Source organism: Streptomyces fumanus, assembly GCF_014655295.1.
Lineage (GTDB): Bacteria > Actinomycetota > Actinomycetes > Streptomycetales > Streptomycetaceae > Streptomyces > Streptomyces fumanus.
Map to the genome: position 1 here is coordinate 249,586 of NZ_BNBI01000012.1, position 17,483 is coordinate 267,068.

Consider the following 17,483-nt stretch of genomic DNA (forward strand, 5'->3'; position numbering starts at 1 on the left):
CTCCGTACGCCCGAACAGGTGGACGCCCGTCCGCTCACCGGACGGGCGTCCACCTCGGCCGTCACTTGTCCAGGTACGCCCAGAACTCGTCGAACGACAGCAGCTTGTCGCCGTTCAGGTCCCGGCTGTTGATGATGGCCTCCGCGACGGACTCGGTGACGTTCCAGTCGCCCCCCTGGGCCAGGGCGGTCTTGAACTCGGCCGGCGTGATGAGACCGTCGCCGTCCGCGTCGATCCGGTCGAACTGCCTGCGTGCTTCCTCGATGTCCGCCACCGATCCGCCCCTCATCCTCGTGCGCTGGTCGTGCTGTGGTCGTCGTACTGACGCAGGTCAGATTAACGTTCCGCCCGAGCGGCCGGTGGCACGGGGGACGCCGGTCCGCGGTGGTCAGCCGGTGCGCGGGGCGTCCCGGTCGGCGCAGACCCGCAGCTCGAACCAGGTCGTCTTGCCGCGCGGCAGCAGGTCGACGCCCCAGCGGTCGGAGAGCTTGTCGACCAGGAACAGGCCCCGGCCGCTGAGGTCCAGCGGCCGGACCGGCAGCAGGCAGGGCAGGGCCCGGGAGGGGTCGCGGACCTCGACCCGGATCCAGTGCGGGCGGCGGCGCAGGCGCAGGCCGAAGACGCGGGCGCCGGTGTGCCGTACGGCGTTGCCGACCAGCTCGGAGACGAGCAGGACGGTGTCCTCGGTGACCTTGGGGCCGAGGCTCCACTGGCGCAGGACCACCACCTGGGCGAGCCGGCGCGCGACGGCGGCGGACTCGGGGCGGGAGGGCAGCGGGACCTCGGCCTGCGTGGGGTCGCCGAACAGCTCCAGCGCCTTCAGCGCGTGCTCGTCCTCGATCGCCGGGGACCAGCGCGCCGCGGTGGCGCGTGCGGCGCCCCGCGGCTGTTCGGTGTCCTCCAGCCCCGCCATTCCCCCATCATGGCCGCCCGGGGCGGTCCGGGGGGCCGTTCCCGGGGAATGCGCGTGCGTCGAGCGTCCGCCCGCCGGCAGTCGTCCGGCATATGCCACCGGCAGATCGGGCTGCCGGAAAACGCTTCTGACCTGGGCGGACGGTTCGACCGGAGGCAATCGACGGGCTCCCTCGGGAAGGCTGGCGCAAAGGCGCCCTCAGGCTGCCATAAACCGCCCCAACGAGGGAACCGCATCAGACGGCGCGTCAACAGCAAGCCTTCCGGGGGATGTTCAGAGGAACTGCGCCTTCCCGGGCCCGTCCTCGACGAAGCTGCGCATCCCCCGCTCCCGGTCCTCGGTGGCGAACAGACCGGCGAACCAGGTGCGTTCGACGGCGAGGCCGGTCTCCAGGTCCGTCTCCAGGCCGGTGTCGACGGCCTCCTTCGCCGCGCGCAGGGCGGTGGCGGGGCCCCGGGCCAGCCGGGCCGCCCAGGCGTGGGCCTGCGGGTAGACCTCGGCGGCCGGCACCACCCGGTCCACCAGGCCCAGGGTGAGTGCCTCGGCGGCCCCGACCTGGCGGCCGGTGAAAATGAGGTCCTTGGCCCGGGACGGGCCGATCAGCCGGGACAGCCGCTGGGTGCCGCCGGCGCCGGGGATCAGGCCGAGCAGGATCTCGGGCTGGCCGAGCTTGGCGTCCTCGGCGGCGATCCGGTAGTCCGCGCAGAGCGCCAGTTCGCAGCCGCCGCCCAGCGCGTAGCCGGTCACGGCCGCCACCACCGGCTTGGGGATGCGGGCGACGGCCGTGAAGGAGTCCTGCAGCGCGCGGGCGCGCCCGACCATCGCCGCGTGGTCCATCGCCCGCATCTCCTTGATGTCCGCGCCGGCCGCGAACACCTTCTCCCCGCCGTAGAGCACCACGGCGCGGACGTCCGCGCGGCCCGCGGCCTCCTCGGCCAGTTCCTTCAGGCGGTCCTGGGTGGCGGTGTCCAGCGCGTTCATGGGCGGGCGGGCCAGGCGCAGGGTGCCGACGCCGTCCGCGACTTCGAGGGTCACTGTCATGCCCAGAGGTTAACGGGCACTAACGGCGTCGGCGAGGGCCCGGTGCGGGCCCGCGCGGGGTCAGGACGTCCACTTCTCCCAGGACATGTTCCAGCCGTTGTAGCCGTTGTCCGGGGCGACGGTGGCGTCGTCGGAGTTCTTGACCACGACCACGTCCCCGATCATCGAGTTGGCGAAGAACCAGGCGCCCGGCGCGTTCTCGTCCCAGCCGCCGCGGGTGTCGCGCAGGCCGACGCAGCCGTGGCTGGCGTTGCGGTTGCCGAAGGCGTCGCCGCCCCAGTAGTTGCCGTGGATGAAGGTGCCGGAGGTGGTCAGGCGCATGGCGTGCGGCACGTCCTTGATGTCGTACTCGCCGCCGTAGCCGACCGTCTCGCCGTTCATGCGGGTCACCGAGAGCTTCTCGCTGATGACCATCTGGCCGTTCCAGGTCTCGTAGCCGGGGGCGCCGGTGGTGACCGGGAGGGTCTTGACGGTCTTGCCGTCGCGGGTGACCTTCATGGTGAGCTTCTTGGCGTCGACCACGGAGACCTGGTTGCGGCCGATGGTGAAGGAGACCTTCTTGGCCTGCTCGCCGTAGACGCCCTCGCGGCCCTCGACGCCGTCCAGGTTGAGGTCGACGGTGACCTTGGTGCCGGCCTTCCAGTACTTCTCGGGCCGGAAGTCGAGGCGGTCGTTGCCGAACCAGTGGCCCTCGACCTCGACGGCCGGTTCGGTCTTGATGCTGATGGACTTCTCGACGTCCTCGGGGTTGGTGATGCCCCGGGTGAAGCGGATCGAGAACGGCATTCCGACGCCGACCTTTGAGCCGTCCTCGGGGGTGAACTCGCCGATGAAGGTGTTCTTCGGCGTCAGCGTGGTGAAGCGGGAGTCCTCCGCGGCCGTGCGGCCCTCGGCGTCCTTGGCGACCGCGTGCACGCTGTACGTGGTGGAGGCGGCCAGGTGGGTGGAGGGCGTCCAGGTGGCGCCGTCCCCGGATATCTTCCCGTCGACCCGCTGCCCCTTCGCGTCCTTGACCTCGACCTCGGTCAGCTTGCCCTTGGCGGCGGCTATCTTGAGGGCGCCGCTGGTGTCCACCGACTTGGCCCCGTTCTCGGGGGCGATGGTGACGACGGCCTCGGACTGCTTGCTCCGGGCGGCGGTGGCGTCCTTGTCCCCGCCCTTGCCGGACCCGCCGGAGTCCGACCCTCCGCCGCCGCACGCGGTGACCGCCAGCAGCAGCGCTCCGACGACGAGGGCCGGCAGCCTCCTGCCGTTCCGCCCCCGTATGCCCGCCGTCGTCCCTGATATCGGACGCACGTTCAACTTGTCTCCCCTCGCCGGGCCCGGTCCGGCCCCACCCCTGGTGCGCCTGCGCGCACCGGCGCATAGTAACCGCAGGCCAGGGGCGGTTTGCAGGGGTCGATTGTCACTGTTGTGTACCGAGCCGGGCCCGGTGCGGCGGGGTCAGTCCAGTGCGCTGCCCGCCCGCCACGCCCGCCAGCTCATGTTCCAGCCACCGAGTCCATTGCCGGGAGCGACCTTCTTGTCCTTGCTGCGGATCACCTCCACGACATCGCCGACCAGGCTGCGGTCGAAGAACCAGCCGGCCGGGGTGTCCGCCCCGCCGCCCTTGACGTCCCGGAGCCCGATGCAGCCGTGGCTGACATTCGCCCGGCCGAACACGTGGCGCGGGGCCCAGTAGTTGCCGTGCAGGAAGGTGCCGGAGTCGGTCAGGCGCAGGGCGTGCGGCACGTCCTTGATGTCGTACTCCCCGCCGAAGCCGACCGTGCGGCTGTTCATCCGGGTCACGTCGAGCATCTCGGTGACCACCATCTTGCCGTTGTACGTGGTGGTCTTCGCGGCGCCCGCGGTGATCGGCACGGTGGCCAGGAGTTGCCCGTCGCGGCGGACCTTCATGGTCTTGGCGGCGGCGTCCACCACCGAGACCTGGTGCCGGCCGACGGTGAAGGCGACCGTCTTGTGCTGGAGCCCGTAGACGCCCGGGGCGCCCTCCACGTCGCGCAGCCTCAGGGCGACGGTGACCTCGGTGCCGGGCTTCCAGTAGCGCCGGGGCCGGAAGTCGAGGCGGTCCCGGCCGAACCAGTGCGGGCGGATCTCCACGGCCGGGCGCGCGGTGACCGTCACGGCGCGTTCGACGGCGGCGCGGTCGGCGATCGCCCGGTTGAACTCCAGGGAGACGATCATGCCGGTGCCGACGGTGGAGCGGTCCTCGGGGGTGACGTAGCCGATGAACCGCTTCTCCGGGACGTACGTGGTGAAGGCGGCGTGCCGGGCGGAGCGGCGGCCCGTGTCGTCCACGGCGACGGCGTCGACGGTGTACCGCGCGGCGAGCGCCAGCCGCCCGTCGTCGGGCTCCCAGCGCCGGCCGTCGGCGGAGATCCGGCCGGACACCGGGGTCTGCCGGGCGTCCTGGGACCTGACCACCGTCACCGACTCCAGGCGCCCGCGGGGCACCCGGACGGACAGGTGCCGGCCGGGCCGTACGCCCCGGTCGCCGTCGTCGGGGGAGATCCGGATCAGGTCCTCGGCGGCGGGGGGCTTGCCGAGGATGCCGCCCGGTCCGGTGCCGGCGGTGCAGCCGGCCGCGCCGGCCAGCGCTCCCGCCCAGGTCAGTACGGCGGCCAGGACGGCCGCCACGCGTCGTGCGCGCCCGTGTTCGTGCCTCACATCCACCCGTAACGACCGGTCGGCCCCGGGGAAACGTGAGTGCGAGCCACGCGCTGGGAAGAACACTGAGGAGGACCACGCGACACGGAGCGGCGGCCGGGACGCCGTACGCCCTGTTCGTCCGTGCGGGCCGGTCGTTCCACGAGCCGCGGGAGGCGGACAGGTGTCCAGCGCAGCCGAGCAGGAGGCGGTGGCCGGAGGACCGGCCGGCGAGGAGGGGCGTCCGGCCGGCGCGGTCAACGGCGCGCGGCGGACCGCCCCGCCGCCCCGGGTGCCCGCGTGGCCGGGGACGCCGGTGCCGCTCGGCGCCCGGTTCCGGACCGGCCCGGACGGGGCGGCGGGCACCAACTTCGCGCTGTGGGCGGGCGGCGCGGAGGCGGTGGAGCTGTGCCTGTTCGACGCGCACGGCGGGGAGAGCCGGGTGCGGCTGACCGAGCTGACCCACGAGATATGGCACGGCTTCGTGCCGGGCGTGCGGCCGGGGCAGCGGTACGGCTACCGGGTGCACGGCCGCTGGGACCCGTGGACCGGCGCCCGCTGGAACCCGGCCAAGCTGCTCCTGGACCCGTACGCCCGCGCGGTCGACGGCGACTTCACGCTGCCGCCGGAGGTGTACGGGCACGTCCGGGACTGGCCGGAGCGGCAGGTCGCCGACACCGTGCGCGACGACCGCGACTCCGCCCCGTACGTACCCAAGGGCGTCGTCGTCCATGACGACGACGACTGGTCGGACGACCACCGCCCCAAGACGCCGTGGGCGGACTCGGTCATCTACGAACTGCACGTCAAGGGCTTCACCCGGCTGCACCCGGACATACCCGAGCCGCTCCGCGGCACCTATGCGGGCCTCGCCCACCCGGCGGCGATCGAGCACCTGGTGAGGCTGGGCGTGACGGCGGTGGAGCTGCTGCCGGTGCACCAGTTCGCCCACGAGAGCCATCTGCTCGACCGGGGCCTGCGCAACTACTGGGGCTACAACTCCATCGGCTACTTCGCCCCGCACGCCGCCTACGCCGCCGCCGGCACCACCGGCGGCCAGGTCGGCGAGTTCAAGCGGATGGTGCGGGCGCTGCACGCGGCCGGCATCGAGGTCATCCTGGACGTGGTCTACAACCACACCGCCGAGGCCGGCGAGCTGGGCCCGACGCTCTCCCTGAAGGGCATCGACAACCGCGGCTACTACCGCCTCCAGCCGGACCCGCGCCGGTACGCCGACTACACCGGCTGCGGCAACACCCTGCACGTCGTCCAGCCGCAGGTGCTGCGGCTGATCACCGACTCGCTGCGCTACTGGGTCACCGAGATGGGCGTCGACGGCTTCCGCTTCGACCTGGCGGCGGCGCTGGCCCGCTCCATGCACGACGTGGACATGCTCTCCCCGTTCCTCGCGGTGATCGCCCAGGACCCGGTGCTGCGCCGGGTGAAGCTGATCGCCGAGCCCTGGGACGTCGGCTCCGGCGGCTACCAGGTGGGCGCCTTCCCGCCGCTGTGGACCGAGTGGAACGACCGCTACCGCGACACGGTGCGGGACTTCTGGCGGCACGCCCTGCCCGACGTACGGGAGATGGGCTACCGGCTGTCCGGCTCCAGCGACCTGTACGCGTGGGGCGGGCGCCGCCCGTACGCCTCGGTCAACTTCGTCACCGCGCACGACGGCTTCACCCTGCGCGACCTGGTGAGCTACCAGCACAAGCACAACGAGGCCAACGGCGAGGGCAACCGGGACGGCACGGACGACAACCGGGCGTGGAACTGCGGCGCCGAGGGCGAGACCGACGACGGGCGGATACGGGCCCTGCGCCGGCGCCAGGTGCGCAATCTGCTGACCACGCTGCTGCTGTCGACCGGTGTGCCGATGCTGGTGGCCGGCGACGAGCTGGGCCGCACCCAGGGCGGCAACAACAACGCCTACTGCCAGGACAACGAGCTGGGCTGGGTGGACTGGAGCCTGCTGGAGGACCCGGGCTGGCGGGCCGTGTCCGAGCTGACCGCCCGGCTGATCGGACTGCGCCACGAGCACCCGGTGCTGCGCCGCCGGGCCTTCTTCTCCGGCCGGGCGCACTCCGCGGACGGGCTGCGCGACCTGGCCTGGTTCACGCCCCGGGGCACGGAGATGACGGAAGGGGACTGGTTCGCGCCCGCCGCCACCCTCGGCATGTACCTCTCCGGGCGGGACATACCGGGCCGGGACGAGCGCGGCGAGCCGATCCGCGACGACAGCTTCCTGGCCGTCCTGCACGCCGGTGAGCGCCCGGTGCGCTTCGTGCTGCCGGCCGCGCCGTGGGCGGAGCGGTACGAGGTGGTCGTGGACACCGGCCGGGAGGAGCAGGGGGAGGCGCCGGGCGAGGAGCACCCGGCGGGGGCGGAGATCACCGTGCCGGCGCGGACGGTGCTGCTGCTGCGGGTCCTCGACGCGCGGCACGCCGCCACCGACGGGCGGACGCGGCCGACCCGCTGACGCACCGTCCCCGCCGCCCTGCCGACGCCCGGTCACGCCGGCCCGCTGACGCACCGTCCCCCGCCGACGTTGCGGGTCCGTGAAATCGCCGACGATCTTCTTGACCGGCGTCCGGCCGGGCTGGGAACGTCCCTGGTCATGAGGACTGCCGCTGCCCGCAGGGTCGTGCGCGTCGCACTCGTGCGGCGACGCCACGTCGACCTGTGCCGCCAGTCCGGCGCGCTCTGTCACTGACCCGCGCCCCCGCCTCACCCTCACCCCCCGCTCGCTCTGCTCCTCTTTCCTCCCTCCTTCCCCTGGGGATCACGCATGTCCGAGATATCCCGCCGTGCCTTCGGCGGTCTGGTCGGCGGCGGCGCGGTGACGGCCGTCGCCGGCGCCTCCGCCACCGCCGAGGCCGCCGCTCCCGCCGAGCGCCCGTTCCGGGCCCGTACCTCCGGGCGGCCCGGCAGACGCCCCAACGTCCTGTTCATCCTCGGCGACGACCTCGGCTGGGCCGACCTGTCCTCCTACGGCGCCCCGCACATCAAGACGCCCCACCTCGACCGGCTGGCCGCGCAGGGCGTGCGGTTCACCAACGCCTACGCCGGGTCCGCGACCTGCTCCCCGACCCGGTTCAGCCTCTACACCGGCCGCCACCCCGGCCGTACCGCGGGCGGCCTCGCCGAGCCCATCGGCAACCGCACCCAGGGCCTGGAGCCCGGCCACCCCACCCTCGCCTCGCTGCTAAAGAAGGCCGGGTACGCCACCGCGCTGATCGGCAAGTGGCACTGCGGCTTCCTGCCGGACTACGGGCCCACCAAGTCCGGCTGGGACGAGTTCTTCGGCAACTTCGGCGGCGCCCTGGAGTACTTCTCCAAGCTCGGCCAGCTCGGCGAGTACGACCTGTACGAGGGCGACGCCGAGTACAAGGACCTGCGCTACTACACCACCGTGCTGACCGAGCGGGCCGTGGAGTACGTCTCCCGCGACCACGACCGGCCCTGGCTGCTCAACCTCAACTTCACCACCCCGCACTGGCCGTGGCTGACCGAGGACGACGCGGAGGCCGGCGCCGAGATCGCCGCCAAGCTGCGCGCCGGGAGCGTGCTGGGCGCGCTGCAGCACGGGGACGGCGGCTCGGTGGAGAAGTACAAGGCGATGGTGGAGGACCTGGACGCCTCGGTCGGCAAGGTGCTCGCCGCGCTGCGCCGCTCCGGGCAGGAGGACGACACCGTCGTGGTCTTCGCCAGCGACAACGGCGGCGAGCGGTTCTCCTACCAGTGGCCGCTCAGCGGCGCCAAGTCCCAGTTGCTGGAGGGCGGCATCCGGGTGCCGACCATCCTGCGCTGGCCCGCCCGGATCGACGGCCGCCAGGTCAGCCACCTGCCCGTCTACTCGCCGGACTGGACGGCGACCCTGCTGGAGCTGGGCGGCGCCCGCCCCGACCCGGCGTACCCCCTGGACGGGCAGAGCCTCGCCGGGTACCTGCTGCGCGGCCGGAAGGTGCCCGAGCGCGACCTGTTCTGGCGGGTGCGGGGCAACCGGGCGCTGCGGCGCGGCGACTTCAAGTACTACCGGGACGCGGCCGGCAAGGACCACCTGTACGACCTCTCCGCCGATGTCCGCGAGCAGGCCGATCTCGCCGCCGACCGGCCGGAGCTGCTCGCCGAACTCCGGGCGGCCTGGGAGAAGGTGGACGCCACGCTGCTGCCCTACCCGGCGTCCTGACCCCCGCGGCGGTGCTTCCGTACGACCCCGGTGCCGCCGGAAACTCGGTGGGCACTGTCAGTGGCGGTCCGTAGGCTCGCTGCTGATGACCACGACACCCGCCGCCGCGTCGGCCCCCGCCCAGGACCGGTCCGCCGTCCGGACGCTGCTCCGGCTGTGGCCGTACGTGCGGCCGGTGCGGGCCCGGCTGTTCACCGCCGCGTTCGTGGCGATCGTCGCCTCCTGCGTGGGGCTGGTGATCCCGCTGGTGCTGAAGTGGATGGTCGACGGTCCGGTCGCCGACCGGGACCCGGCCGGGGTCTGGCTCGGCGCGCTGTACCTGCTGCTCCTGGGCTGTGCGGAGGCGCTGCTGTTCGGGCTGCGGCGGTGGCTGGTGGCCCGGCCGCTGTCCGGCGTCGAGGCGGCGATGCGGGCGGACCTCTACCGGCACCTGCAGCGGCTGCCGGTGGCCTTCCACGACCGCTGGCCCTCGGGGCAGTTGCTGTCCCGGGGGACGACGGACCTGATGCTGCTGCGCATGTTCCTCGCCTTCCCGCTGACGTTCCTGCTGGTCAACGGGGTGACGATCGTCGTCGGCGTGGTCATCATGCTGGTGCAGGACTGGACGCTGGGGCTGGTCGTGCTGGGGCCGGCCGTGCCGATGATCGTGACCTGCGCGGTCTTCGAGCGGAGGTACTCCGAGGTCGCCCGGCGGGCGCAGGACCAGGTCGGGGACCTGACCACGGTCGTCGAGGAGAGCGTGCTCGGCATCCGGATCATCAAGGGGTTCGGGCGGCACCGCAGCCAGGCCCGGGCGTTCCGGGAGCTGTCCCGCAGGCTGCGGGGGACCGAGCTGCGCAAGGCGAGGCTGCTCGCCGCCATCTGGGCGGTGATCGTGACGCTGCCGGAGCTGGCGATCGGGGCGGCGCTGGTCGTCGGGGCGGTGCGGGTCGCCGACGGGGCGTTGTCGGCGGGGACGCTGGTGGCGTTCCTGTCGACCGCGCTGGCGCTGCGCTGGCCGGTGGAGTCGATCGGGTTCCTGCTGGCGATGAGCCAGGAGGCGGCGACGGCCACACAGCGGTACTTCGAGGTGATGGACGAGCGGGTGGAGACGCCGGGGCCGGACGTGCCGGGAGACCGGGCACACGGCCCGGAGGCGCGGGGCCCGAAGGCGCGGGGCCCGGAGACACGCGGCGCGGCGGCACGCGGCCCGGAGGCGCGGGGCGACGGCGGCGGGACGGGCAGGGGCGGGACGGCCGACGGCCTGCGGTTCGAGAACGTCCGGTTCCGGTACCCCGACGCCGACCCCGGCTCCCCGCCCGTCCTCGACGGCATCGACCTGCACATCCGCTCCGGGGAGTCGATGGCCCTGGTCGGCGCGACCGGCAGCGGCAAGACGACGCTCACCGCGCTGGTGCCCCGGCTGCACGAGATCACCGGGGGGCGGATCACCCTCGACGGCCGGGACATCGCCGAGCTGCCCCGGGAGGAGCTGCGGGCGATGGTGTCCGTGGCGTTCGAGGAGCCGACGCTGTTCTCGGCCAGCGTCGCGGAGAACGTGCTGATGGGCGCCGGCGACACCGCCGACGAGGCCCGACTGCGGCGGGCCCTGGCGGTCGCCAGCGCGGAGTTCGTGCACGCGCTGCCGCGGGGCACCGACACCCAGGTCGGCGAACAGGGCCTGAGCCTGTCCGGCGGCCAGCGGCAGCGGCTGGCGCTGGCCCGCGCGGTGGTCGGCCGGCCCCGCTTCCTGGTCCTGGACGACCCGCTGTCCGCGCTGGACGTGCACACCGAGGCCGCCGTGGAGGCCGCGCTGCGCCGGGTGCTGGCGGACACCACCGCGCTGATCGTCGCCCACCGGCCGTCCACGGTGCTGCTCGCCGACCGGGTCGCCCTGCTCTCCGGGGGCCGGATCACCGCCGTCGGCACCCACCAGGAACTGCTGCGCACCAACGCCGAGTACGCCCACCTGATGTCGGGCGCAGGGGAGGACGACGACCGATGACGGCGCCCACCACCACCGCCCCGGCCCAGGACGGCCCCGGCGACGACCGGGCCCCCGGCGCCGACGGCGACCCCTTCGACCGGGACGTCCTGCCCACCCCGCCCGGCGCCACCGCCGCCCTGCTGCGCTCCCTGCTCGCCCCGATGCGGGCCCGGGTCGCCGTCACCACGCTCCTGCTGCTGCTCCAGCAGGCCGCGCTGCAGGCGGGCCCGCTGCTGGTGGCGTACGCCATCGACCACGCCGTGCCCGCGCTGCGCGACGGCGACCGGGCGCCGCTGATCGCGGTCGGCGCCGGATACCTGCTCTGCTCGGCGGCGGGCGGCGCCCTGCAGTACGCGTTCGTCCGCGCCGCCGCCCGCGTCAACCAGGACGTGCTGCTCGACCTGCGCGGCCGGATCTTCCGCCACGCCCAGGCGCTCAGCGTCGACTTCCACGAGCGGTACACCTCGGGCCGGCTGATCTCCCGCGCCACCACCGACGTGGAGTCGCTGCGCGAACTGCTCAGCGAGGGCCTGCAGGAACTGGTCACGGTCGTCCTCTCCTTCGTCTCCATCTCGGCGATGCTGCTCTGGCTGGACCTCGGCCTGGGCGCCGTCGCGGTGGCGTCGTTCGGGCCGCTGTACGCGCTGGTGCGGTCCTACCGGCGGCGGGCGGGGCGGGTGTACCGCAAGCGGTCCACGGCGATCGCCGCGGTGATCGTGAAGTTCGTGGAGACGATGAACGGCATACGGCCGGTGCGCGCCTTCCGCCGCGAGGCCGCCAACGACGCCGGCTTCGCCGTCCTGAACCGGCGGCACGAGCGGACCAACGGCGACGCGCTGCTGGAGATGGCCCGCTATGTCACCGGCTCCCGGCTGGTCGCCAACACGGCCGTCGCCGGGATCGTGCTGTGGGGCGCCCAGCGGGTGGCGGACGGCACCCTCGCACTGGGGGTGCTGGCGGCGGCGGTGCTGTACCTGCGGCGGCTGTACGACCCGATCGACCGGCTCGGCATGTTCCTGAACTCCTACCAGTCGGCGGCGGCCTCCCTGGAGAAGATCGCGGGCCTGCTGGCGCAGACGCCGTCCGTGCCGGAGCCGGCGGCCCCGAAGGAGCTGCCCCCGACGGCATCGGAGCACCCCGGCCGGGAGGTGGTCTTCGAGGGGGTGAGCTTCGCCTACCGCACCGGCGGCGAGGTGCTGCCGCGCTTCGACCTGACGATCCCCGCCGGGCAGACCGTCGCGGTCGTCGGCTCCACCGGCGCGGGCAAGTCGACCCTGGCCAAGCTGCTGGCCCGGTTCTACGACCCGACCCGGGGCCGGGTCCTGCTCGACGGCACCGATCTGCGCGACCTCGCCGTGCCCGAGCTGCGGCGGGGGGTGGTGATGGTGACGCAGGAGGCGTTCCTGTTCTCCGGCACGGTCGCCGAGAACATCGCCCTCGGCCGCCCGGAGGCGACCCGGCAGGAGATCGAGCGGGCCGCGAAGGCGATCGGCGCGCACGACTTCATCGGCGCGCTGCCCGACGGCTACGACACCGACGTGCGCAAACGGGGCGGCCGGATCTCGGCCGGCCAGCGCCAACTGGTGGCGTTCGCGCGGGCGCTGCTCGCCGACCCGGCGGTGCTGATCCTCGACGAGGCGACCAGCTCGCTGGACGTGCCCGGCGAGCGGGCGGTGCAGCGGGCGATGGCGACGGTCCTGCACGGCCGTACGGCGGTGGTGATCGCGCACCGGCTGTCCACCGTGGAGATCGCCGACCGGGTGCTGGTGATGGAGGACGGCCGGATCGTGGAGGACGGCTCCCCAGCCGAACTGATCGCCGGTACCGGCCGGTTCGCCGACCTGCACCGCGCCTGGCGCGACAGTCTGGCCTGAGCCGCGCACGACGCCGACCGGGTGGCCGTGACGGAGTACGGCGGGATCACCGGACCGGGAGGTCACGCCGGACCGGTCGCGGCCGGCGGGACCTGCGCGGCACTCGGGGCGACCTGGCACGGCGACGCGCCGTCTGACAGCGCCGCCCGCCGGAACCTAGGCTAGGGCCCCATGTCCTTCACGTACGACGCCGTCGGCGTCACCCGCGAGCAGAGCGGCACCTGCCCGCCGGGCTTCCACCCGCTGCACGTACGCACCCGCCTGGGCGAGGGGGAGCCCGTCTTCCGCCGGGCGGCCGAGGCGGTGCTCACCTGGGAGATGCACCGGTCGCTGGGGGTCGGCCTGGACGCCGGCGCGGACCGTGCCGCGCCCGGCGTCGACGTCACCGTGACCCTGGCCGGGGTGATCAAGGCACCGTGCCGGGTGGTGTGGGCGGTGGAGGAACCCCGCCGCGCCGGCTGGGCGTACGGCACCCTGCCCGGCCACCCGGAGTGCGGCGAGGAGTCCTTCGTCGTGGACCGCACCGGCGACGGCACGGTCTGGCTGACCGTGACCGCCTTCAGCCGCCCCGCCAAGTGGTACGCCAGGGCGGGCGGGGCGGCCACCCGCGGCCTGCAGCACGCCTACGCCCGGCGCTGCGGGACCGTGCTGCGCAGGCTGGCCGCCGGCGAGGCCGAGGACTGAGCGGGGCCCCCGGCGCCCGGGGGCCCCGGCGGGTCAGCGCATCAGCAGGCCCGCCGCCTCCACCAGGTCCTGCGACGGCAGCGCGACCAGCCCGAGTTCGGCCGCCGAGGCCAGTCGCGGGTGGGCGGGCAGGATGCGGACGGTGTAGCCGAAGGGCCCGGTGCGGTCCAGGGCGAGCGGACCCTCGTAGACCCAGCGGCCCTCCAGGTCGGGGCCGCCCGACGGCTTCAGCGGGACCGTGTCGGCGTCGGTGATGCGGTCCTCGGTGTCCACCCGGCCGGAGACCGCCTGCACCTCCACGTCGTCCGGGCCGAGATCGCCGAGGCGGACGCGGACCCGCAGCCCGAGGGTGGTGCCGAGCTCCGCGGTGGGCGGGGCGGCGGAGGTCTCCACGTGGTCGACGCTCACCCCGTGCCAGGCGGCGCGCAGCCTGGCCTTCCAGGCGGCGAGGTCGCGGGCGGCGTCGGCGTCCATCGCGCGGTGGGCCGCGGCGGCGGGGGCGTAGAGCCGGTCCACGTACTCGCGGACCATGCGGCCGGCCAGCACCTTGGGGCCGAGCAGGCTGAGGGTCTGGCGGACCATCTCGATCCAGCGGTCCGGCAGACCGCTGCGCCCGCGCTCGTAGAAGCGCGGGGCGACCCGCTGTTCCAGCAGGTCGTAGAGGGCGGCGGCCTCTATGGCGTCGCGCCGGTCGGCGTCGGTCCCGGAGCCGTCGGCGGTGGGGATGGCCCAGCCGAAGTCGGGCTGGTACCACTCGTCCCACCAGCCGTCCAGGACGGAGAGGTTGAGGCAGCCGTTGAGGGCGGCCTTCATCCCGGAGGTGCCGCACGCCTCCAGCGGCCGCAGCGGGTTGTTGAGCCAGATGTCGCAGCCGGGGTAGAGCTTCTGCGCCATCGCCATGCCGTAGTCGGGCAGGAACACGATGCGGTGGCGCACCCGGGGGTCGTCGGCGAACCGGACGAGTTCCTGCACCAGCCGCTTGCCGCCGTCGTCGGCCGGGTGCGCCTTGCCGGCCACGACGATCTGGACCGGCCGCTCGGGGTGCAGCAGCAGCTCCATCAGCCGGTCGCGGTCCCGCAGCATCAGCGTCAGCCGCTTGTACGAGGGGACGCGCCGCGCGAAGCCGATGGTGAGCACGTCCGGGTCGAGGACGCCGTCGATCCAGCCCAGTTCGGCGGTGCCGGCGCCGCGCTGCCGCCAGGAGGCGCGCAGCCGGGTCCGTACCTCGGTGACGAGCTGCTCGCGCAGGGTGCGGCGGAGCTCCCAGATGTCCTCGGCGGGGATGTCGGCCACCGCGTCCCAGCGGTCGGAGCCGCCGACGGTGAGCGCGTCCTCGGTGCGCTGGGCGCCGATCTGCCGGGCGCCGAGCCGGAGCACCTCGGGGGCGACCCAGGTGGGGGCGTGCACGCCGTTGGTGACGGAGGTGATGGGCACCTCGTCGGCGTCGAAGCCGGGCCACAGGCCGGAGAACATCTCGCGGCTGACCCCGCCGTGCAGCAGGGAGACGCCGTTGGCGCGCTGGGCCAGGCGCAGGCCCATCACGGCCATGTTGAACAGGTTGGGCTCGCCGCCGGGGTAGGTCTCCATGCCGAGCCGGAGCACCCGTTCCACGTCGATGCCGGGCAGCTCGGCGCCGGGGCCGAAGTGGCGGGCGACCAGCTCCCGGTCGAAGCGGTCGATGCCGGCCGGGACGGGGGTGTGGGTGGTGAACACGGTCCCGGCCCGCACCGCCTCCAGGGCCGGGTCGAACTCCAGGCCGTCCGCGCAGAGTTCGGCGATGCGCTCCAGGCCGAGGAAGCCGGCGTGGCCCTCGTTGGTGTGGAAGACCTCGGGCGCGGGGTGTCCGGTGAGCCGGCAGTAGGTGCGTACGGCCCTGACCCCTCCTATGCCGAGCAGCATCTCCTGGAGCAGCCGGTGCTCGCTGCCGCCGCCGTAGAGCCGGTCGGTGACGCCGCGCTCGCCGAGGTCGTTCTCCTCGACGTCGGAGTCGAGCAGCAGCAGCGGGACCCGGCCGACCTGGGCCTGCCAGATCCGGGCGCGCAGTTCCCGGCCGCCGGGGAGGGCGAGGACCACCTGGGCGGGGGTGCCGTCGGGCTCCTCCAGCAGGCTCAGGGGCAGTTCGTTGGGGTCGAGGACGGGATAGTGCTCCTGCTGCCAGCCGTCCCGGCTCAGGGACTGGCGGAAGTAGCCGTGCCGGTAGAGCAGGCCGACGCCGATCAGCGGCACCCCGAGGTCGCTGGCGGCCTTGAGGTGGTCGCCGGCGAGGATGCCGAGGCCCCCGGAGTACTGGGGCAGGGCGGCGGTGATGCCGAACTCGGGCGAGAAGTAGGCGACGGCGGCGGGCAGCTTGGCGGTCTGCGCCTGGTACCAGCGGTCGCCGGTCATGTAGTAGTCGAGGTCGTCGGCGGCCGCGGTCAGGCGGCGCAGGAAGCGGCGGTCCTCGGCCAGTTCCGCCAGCCGCCCGGGGCCGACGGTGCCGAGCAGCCGTACGGGGTCGCGGCCGGCGGCGGCCCAGCATTCGGGATCGACGGACTGGAAGAGGTCGCGCGTCTCGGCATGCCAGGACCAGCGCAGGTTGCGGGCCAGTTCGCTGAGCGGCCGAAGGGGGTCGGGGAGGACGGGACGGACGGTCAGTCGGCGGATCGCCTTCACATTCCACCTCAACGCGGTCGCTGGAGTGGCGCGGTGTCTACCGCGCCGTCCCCCCGACGGTACCGGCGTCCGGGCGGTGACCGCGGGCGCTTGGCCACCGGACCCCCCGTTCGGCCGGAACGGGGGACACTCCCCCGCACATCCGGACATGGCCGGTTCTCGCGGGGGCCCCGGTGTGACGTGCGCCGCACCGGGGGCTGTCCCGGGCGAACGGGGGTACCCGGTGCGGAGTTGTGCCCAGGAGGGGGACGAGGAGTGCGGGTGAGGATCAGCCAGACGTACGGCACGGACCGGGACGGGGGCGTAGTTCCGGCCACCGGGAGACCCGGGCGGCGGCGTGTGCCGCGCGGCGGGTACGGCCGGGGCCGCCCCGGATCGCGCAGGTTCCCGTGACGGGGGCCGTGACCGGGAAGGTGTCCGGCCGGGCGGCCGGGTCGCTGAACCGGTCGCCGCGCGGGCCGCGTTGCACGGTGGGGGCGCTCGCCCCGCCGGTGCGCCGATACGCGCGTACGGAGTTAACAAAGCGCCGGATTGCCCACCCGAGAAGTGTGGGAAGGCTCCTGCGGTACACCCCACAGTGGTGACCCCGCAGGACCCGTCCCGCCATCCCCTCTGCCCATCCTCGTTGCCGCGGACAGGAGCGGTCATGCCCGCCAAGCACCACTCGCCAGTTCCCCGTTCATCCGGCGCCGAAACGGTTCGGCCGGAGCCGGCCGGGACCCGGCCCTCCGGACCGCCGCCGACTGGCGGCACCGCCACCGCCGTCGGGCGCATCCCGGTCCTCGACGTCCGTCCGGTGGTCCAGCACGGACGCCGGCCCGCCAAGGCCGTCACCGGCGAGACGTTCATGATCTCGGCCACCGTGTTCCGGGAGGGACACGACGCGGTGGCCGCCAATGTCGTCCTGCGCGATCCCGACGGCCGGCCCGGCCCGTGGACGCCGATGCGGGAACTGGCCCCCGGCACCGACCGCTGGGGCGCCGAGGTCACCCCGGACCGGCCGGGCCGGTGGACGTACGCCGTGGAGGGCTGGAGCGATCCGGTCGCCACCTGGCGCCACCACGCCCGGGTGAAGATCCCGGCCGGGATCGACACGGACCTGGTCCTGGAGGAGGGCGCGCGGCTCTACGAGCGGGCCGCGGCCGGGGTGCCGAAGGACGGCGGCCGGCAGGTGGTCCTGGACGCCGCGGCGGCGCTGCGGGACGAGACCCGGCAGGCCGCGTCCCGGCTGGCGGCGGCGCTGACCCCCGAGGTGGACGCGGTGCTGGCGCGGTATCCGCTGCGGGAGCTGGTCACCGCCTCCGAGCCGCTGCCGCTGCTGGTGGAACGCGAACGCGCCCTGTACGGCGCCTGGTACGAGTTCTTCCCCCGCTCCGAGGGCACCCCCGACACCCCCCACGGCACCTTCCGCACCGCCGCCAGGCGGCTGCCCGCCATCGCCGCCATGGGCTTCGACGTCGTCTACCTCCCGCCCATCCACCCCATCGGCACCACCCACCGCAAGGGCCCCAACAACAC

General features: G+C 74.0%; 13 protein-coding genes. 7 read left to right on the forward strand and 6 right to left on the reverse strand.

All coding sequences use genetic code 11. The annotated features are described in order from the left end of the window. Nucleotides 1–61 precede the first annotated feature (61 nt). From IE316_RS26695 to IE316_RS26715, 5 genes are all read right to left on the reverse strand, one after another. Complete coding sequence (locus tag IE316_RS26695; RefSeq protein ID WP_190207028.1) at nt 62–274, reverse strand: EF-hand domain-containing protein; 213 nt, start codon at nt 272–274, stop codon at nt 62–64. 114 nt (nt 275–388) lie between these two features. Then, the gene (locus IE316_RS26700) at nt 389–913 is read right to left on the reverse strand and encodes an ATP-binding protein (protein WP_190207029.1); all 525 of its coding nucleotides are present in this window, start codon (nt 911–913) and stop codon (nt 389–391) included. A 273-nt stretch (nt 914–1,186) separates the two neighbouring features. Further along, nucleotides 1,187–1,954, reverse strand: a complete 768-nt coding sequence (locus IE316_RS26705; protein ID WP_190207030.1) for an enoyl-CoA hydratase/isomerase family protein — start codon at nt 1,952–1,954, stop codon at nt 1,187–1,189. 60 nt (nt 1,955–2,014) lie between these two features. Next, nucleotides 2,015–3,256, reverse strand: a complete 1,242-nt coding sequence (locus IE316_RS26710) for a L,D-transpeptidase (RefSeq protein WP_190207031.1) — start codon at nt 3,254–3,256, stop codon at nt 2,015–2,017. 141 nt (nt 3,257–3,397) lie between these two features. Beyond that, nucleotides 3,398–4,621 (reverse strand): L,D-transpeptidase, encoded by a 1,224-nt coding sequence (locus tag IE316_RS26715; RefSeq protein WP_190207032.1) that lies wholly within the window; start codon nt 4,619–4,621, stop codon nt 3,398–3,400. A gap of 163 nt (nt 4,622–4,784) precedes the next feature. Here IE316_RS26715 and glgX point away from each other — a divergent pair, with 163 nt between their 5' ends. The 6 genes from glgX (at nt 4,785) to IE316_RS26740 (ending at nt 13,313) form a co-directional block, all read left to right on the forward strand. Further along, nucleotides 4,785–7,079, forward strand: a complete 2,295-nt coding sequence (gene glgX / locus IE316_RS26720) for a glycogen debranching protein GlgX (protein WP_190207033.1) — start codon at nt 4,785–4,787, stop codon at nt 7,077–7,079. 138 nt (nt 7,080–7,217) lie between these two features. Beyond that, nucleotides 7,218–7,313, forward strand: a complete 96-nt coding sequence (locus tag IE316_RS36295) for a putative leader peptide (protein WP_351057412.1) — start codon at nt 7,218–7,220, stop codon at nt 7,311–7,313. Between the two features lie 75 nt (nt 7,314–7,388). Continuing rightward, a complete protein-coding gene (locus IE316_RS26725) occupies nt 7,389–8,789 on the forward strand; it encodes a sulfatase family protein (protein WP_190207034.1) in 1,401 nt (466 codons plus the stop codon). 85 nt (nt 8,790–8,874) lie between these two features. Next, nucleotides 8,875–10,773, forward strand: a complete 1,899-nt coding sequence (locus IE316_RS26730; RefSeq protein ID WP_190207035.1) for an ABC transporter ATP-binding protein — start codon at nt 8,875–8,877, stop codon at nt 10,771–10,773. Beyond that, nucleotides 10,770–12,629, forward strand: coding sequence for an ABC transporter ATP-binding protein (locus IE316_RS26735; protein ID WP_190207036.1), 1,860 nt, complete (start codon nt 10,770–10,772; stop codon nt 12,627–12,629). Before IE316_RS26730 ends, IE316_RS26735 begins: the two co-directional genes overlap by 4 nt. A gap of 171 nt (nt 12,630–12,800) precedes the next feature. Continuing rightward, nucleotides 12,801–13,313: a DUF1990 domain-containing protein gene (locus tag IE316_RS26740; RefSeq protein ID WP_190207037.1), complete on the forward strand. Its 513-nt coding sequence runs from the start codon at nt 12,801–12,803 to the stop codon at nt 13,311–13,313. A 33-nt stretch (nt 13,314–13,346) separates the two neighbouring features. Here IE316_RS26740 and glgP read toward each other — a convergent pair whose 3' ends face one another. Further along, nucleotides 13,347–15,965, reverse strand: a complete 2,619-nt coding sequence (gene glgP / locus IE316_RS26745) for an alpha-glucan family phosphorylase (protein ID WP_190207038.1) — start codon at nt 15,963–15,965, stop codon at nt 13,347–13,349. Between the two features lie 646 nt (nt 15,966–16,611). Here glgP and IE316_RS26750 point away from each other — a divergent pair. Further along, nucleotides 16,612–17,483, forward strand: an 872-nt coding sequence (locus IE316_RS26750; protein WP_190207039.1) for a maltotransferase domain-containing protein, incomplete at its 3' end; no start/stop codon positions are given.

Excerpts from the sequence above, each read along its gene's own strand:
- IE316_RS26700 (WP_190207029.1), bottom strand. The coding sequence starts at position 913 with ATGGCGGGGCTGGAGGACACCGAACAGCCGCGGGGCGCCGCACGCGCC.
- IE316_RS26705 (WP_190207030.1), bottom strand. The coding sequence starts at position 1,954 with ATGACAGTGACCCTCGAAGTCGCGGACGGCGTCGGCACCCTGCGCCTG.
- IE316_RS36295 (WP_351057412.1), top strand. The coding sequence starts at position 7,218 with ATGAGGACTGCCGCTGCCCGCAGGGTCGTGCGCGTCGCACTCGTGCGG.
- IE316_RS26725 (WP_190207034.1), top strand. The coding sequence starts at position 7,389 with ATGTCCGAGATATCCCGCCGTGCCTTCGGCGGTCTGGTCGGCGGCGGC.
- IE316_RS26730 (WP_190207035.1), top strand. The coding sequence starts at position 8,875 with ATGACCACGACACCCGCCGCCGCGTCGGCCCCCGCCCAGGACCGGTCC.
- IE316_RS26735 (WP_190207036.1), top strand. The coding sequence starts at position 10,770 with ATGACGGCGCCCACCACCACCGCCCCGGCCCAGGACGGCCCCGGCGAC.
- IE316_RS26740 (WP_190207037.1), top strand. The coding sequence starts at position 12,801 with ATGTCCTTCACGTACGACGCCGTCGGCGTCACCCGCGAGCAGAGCGGC.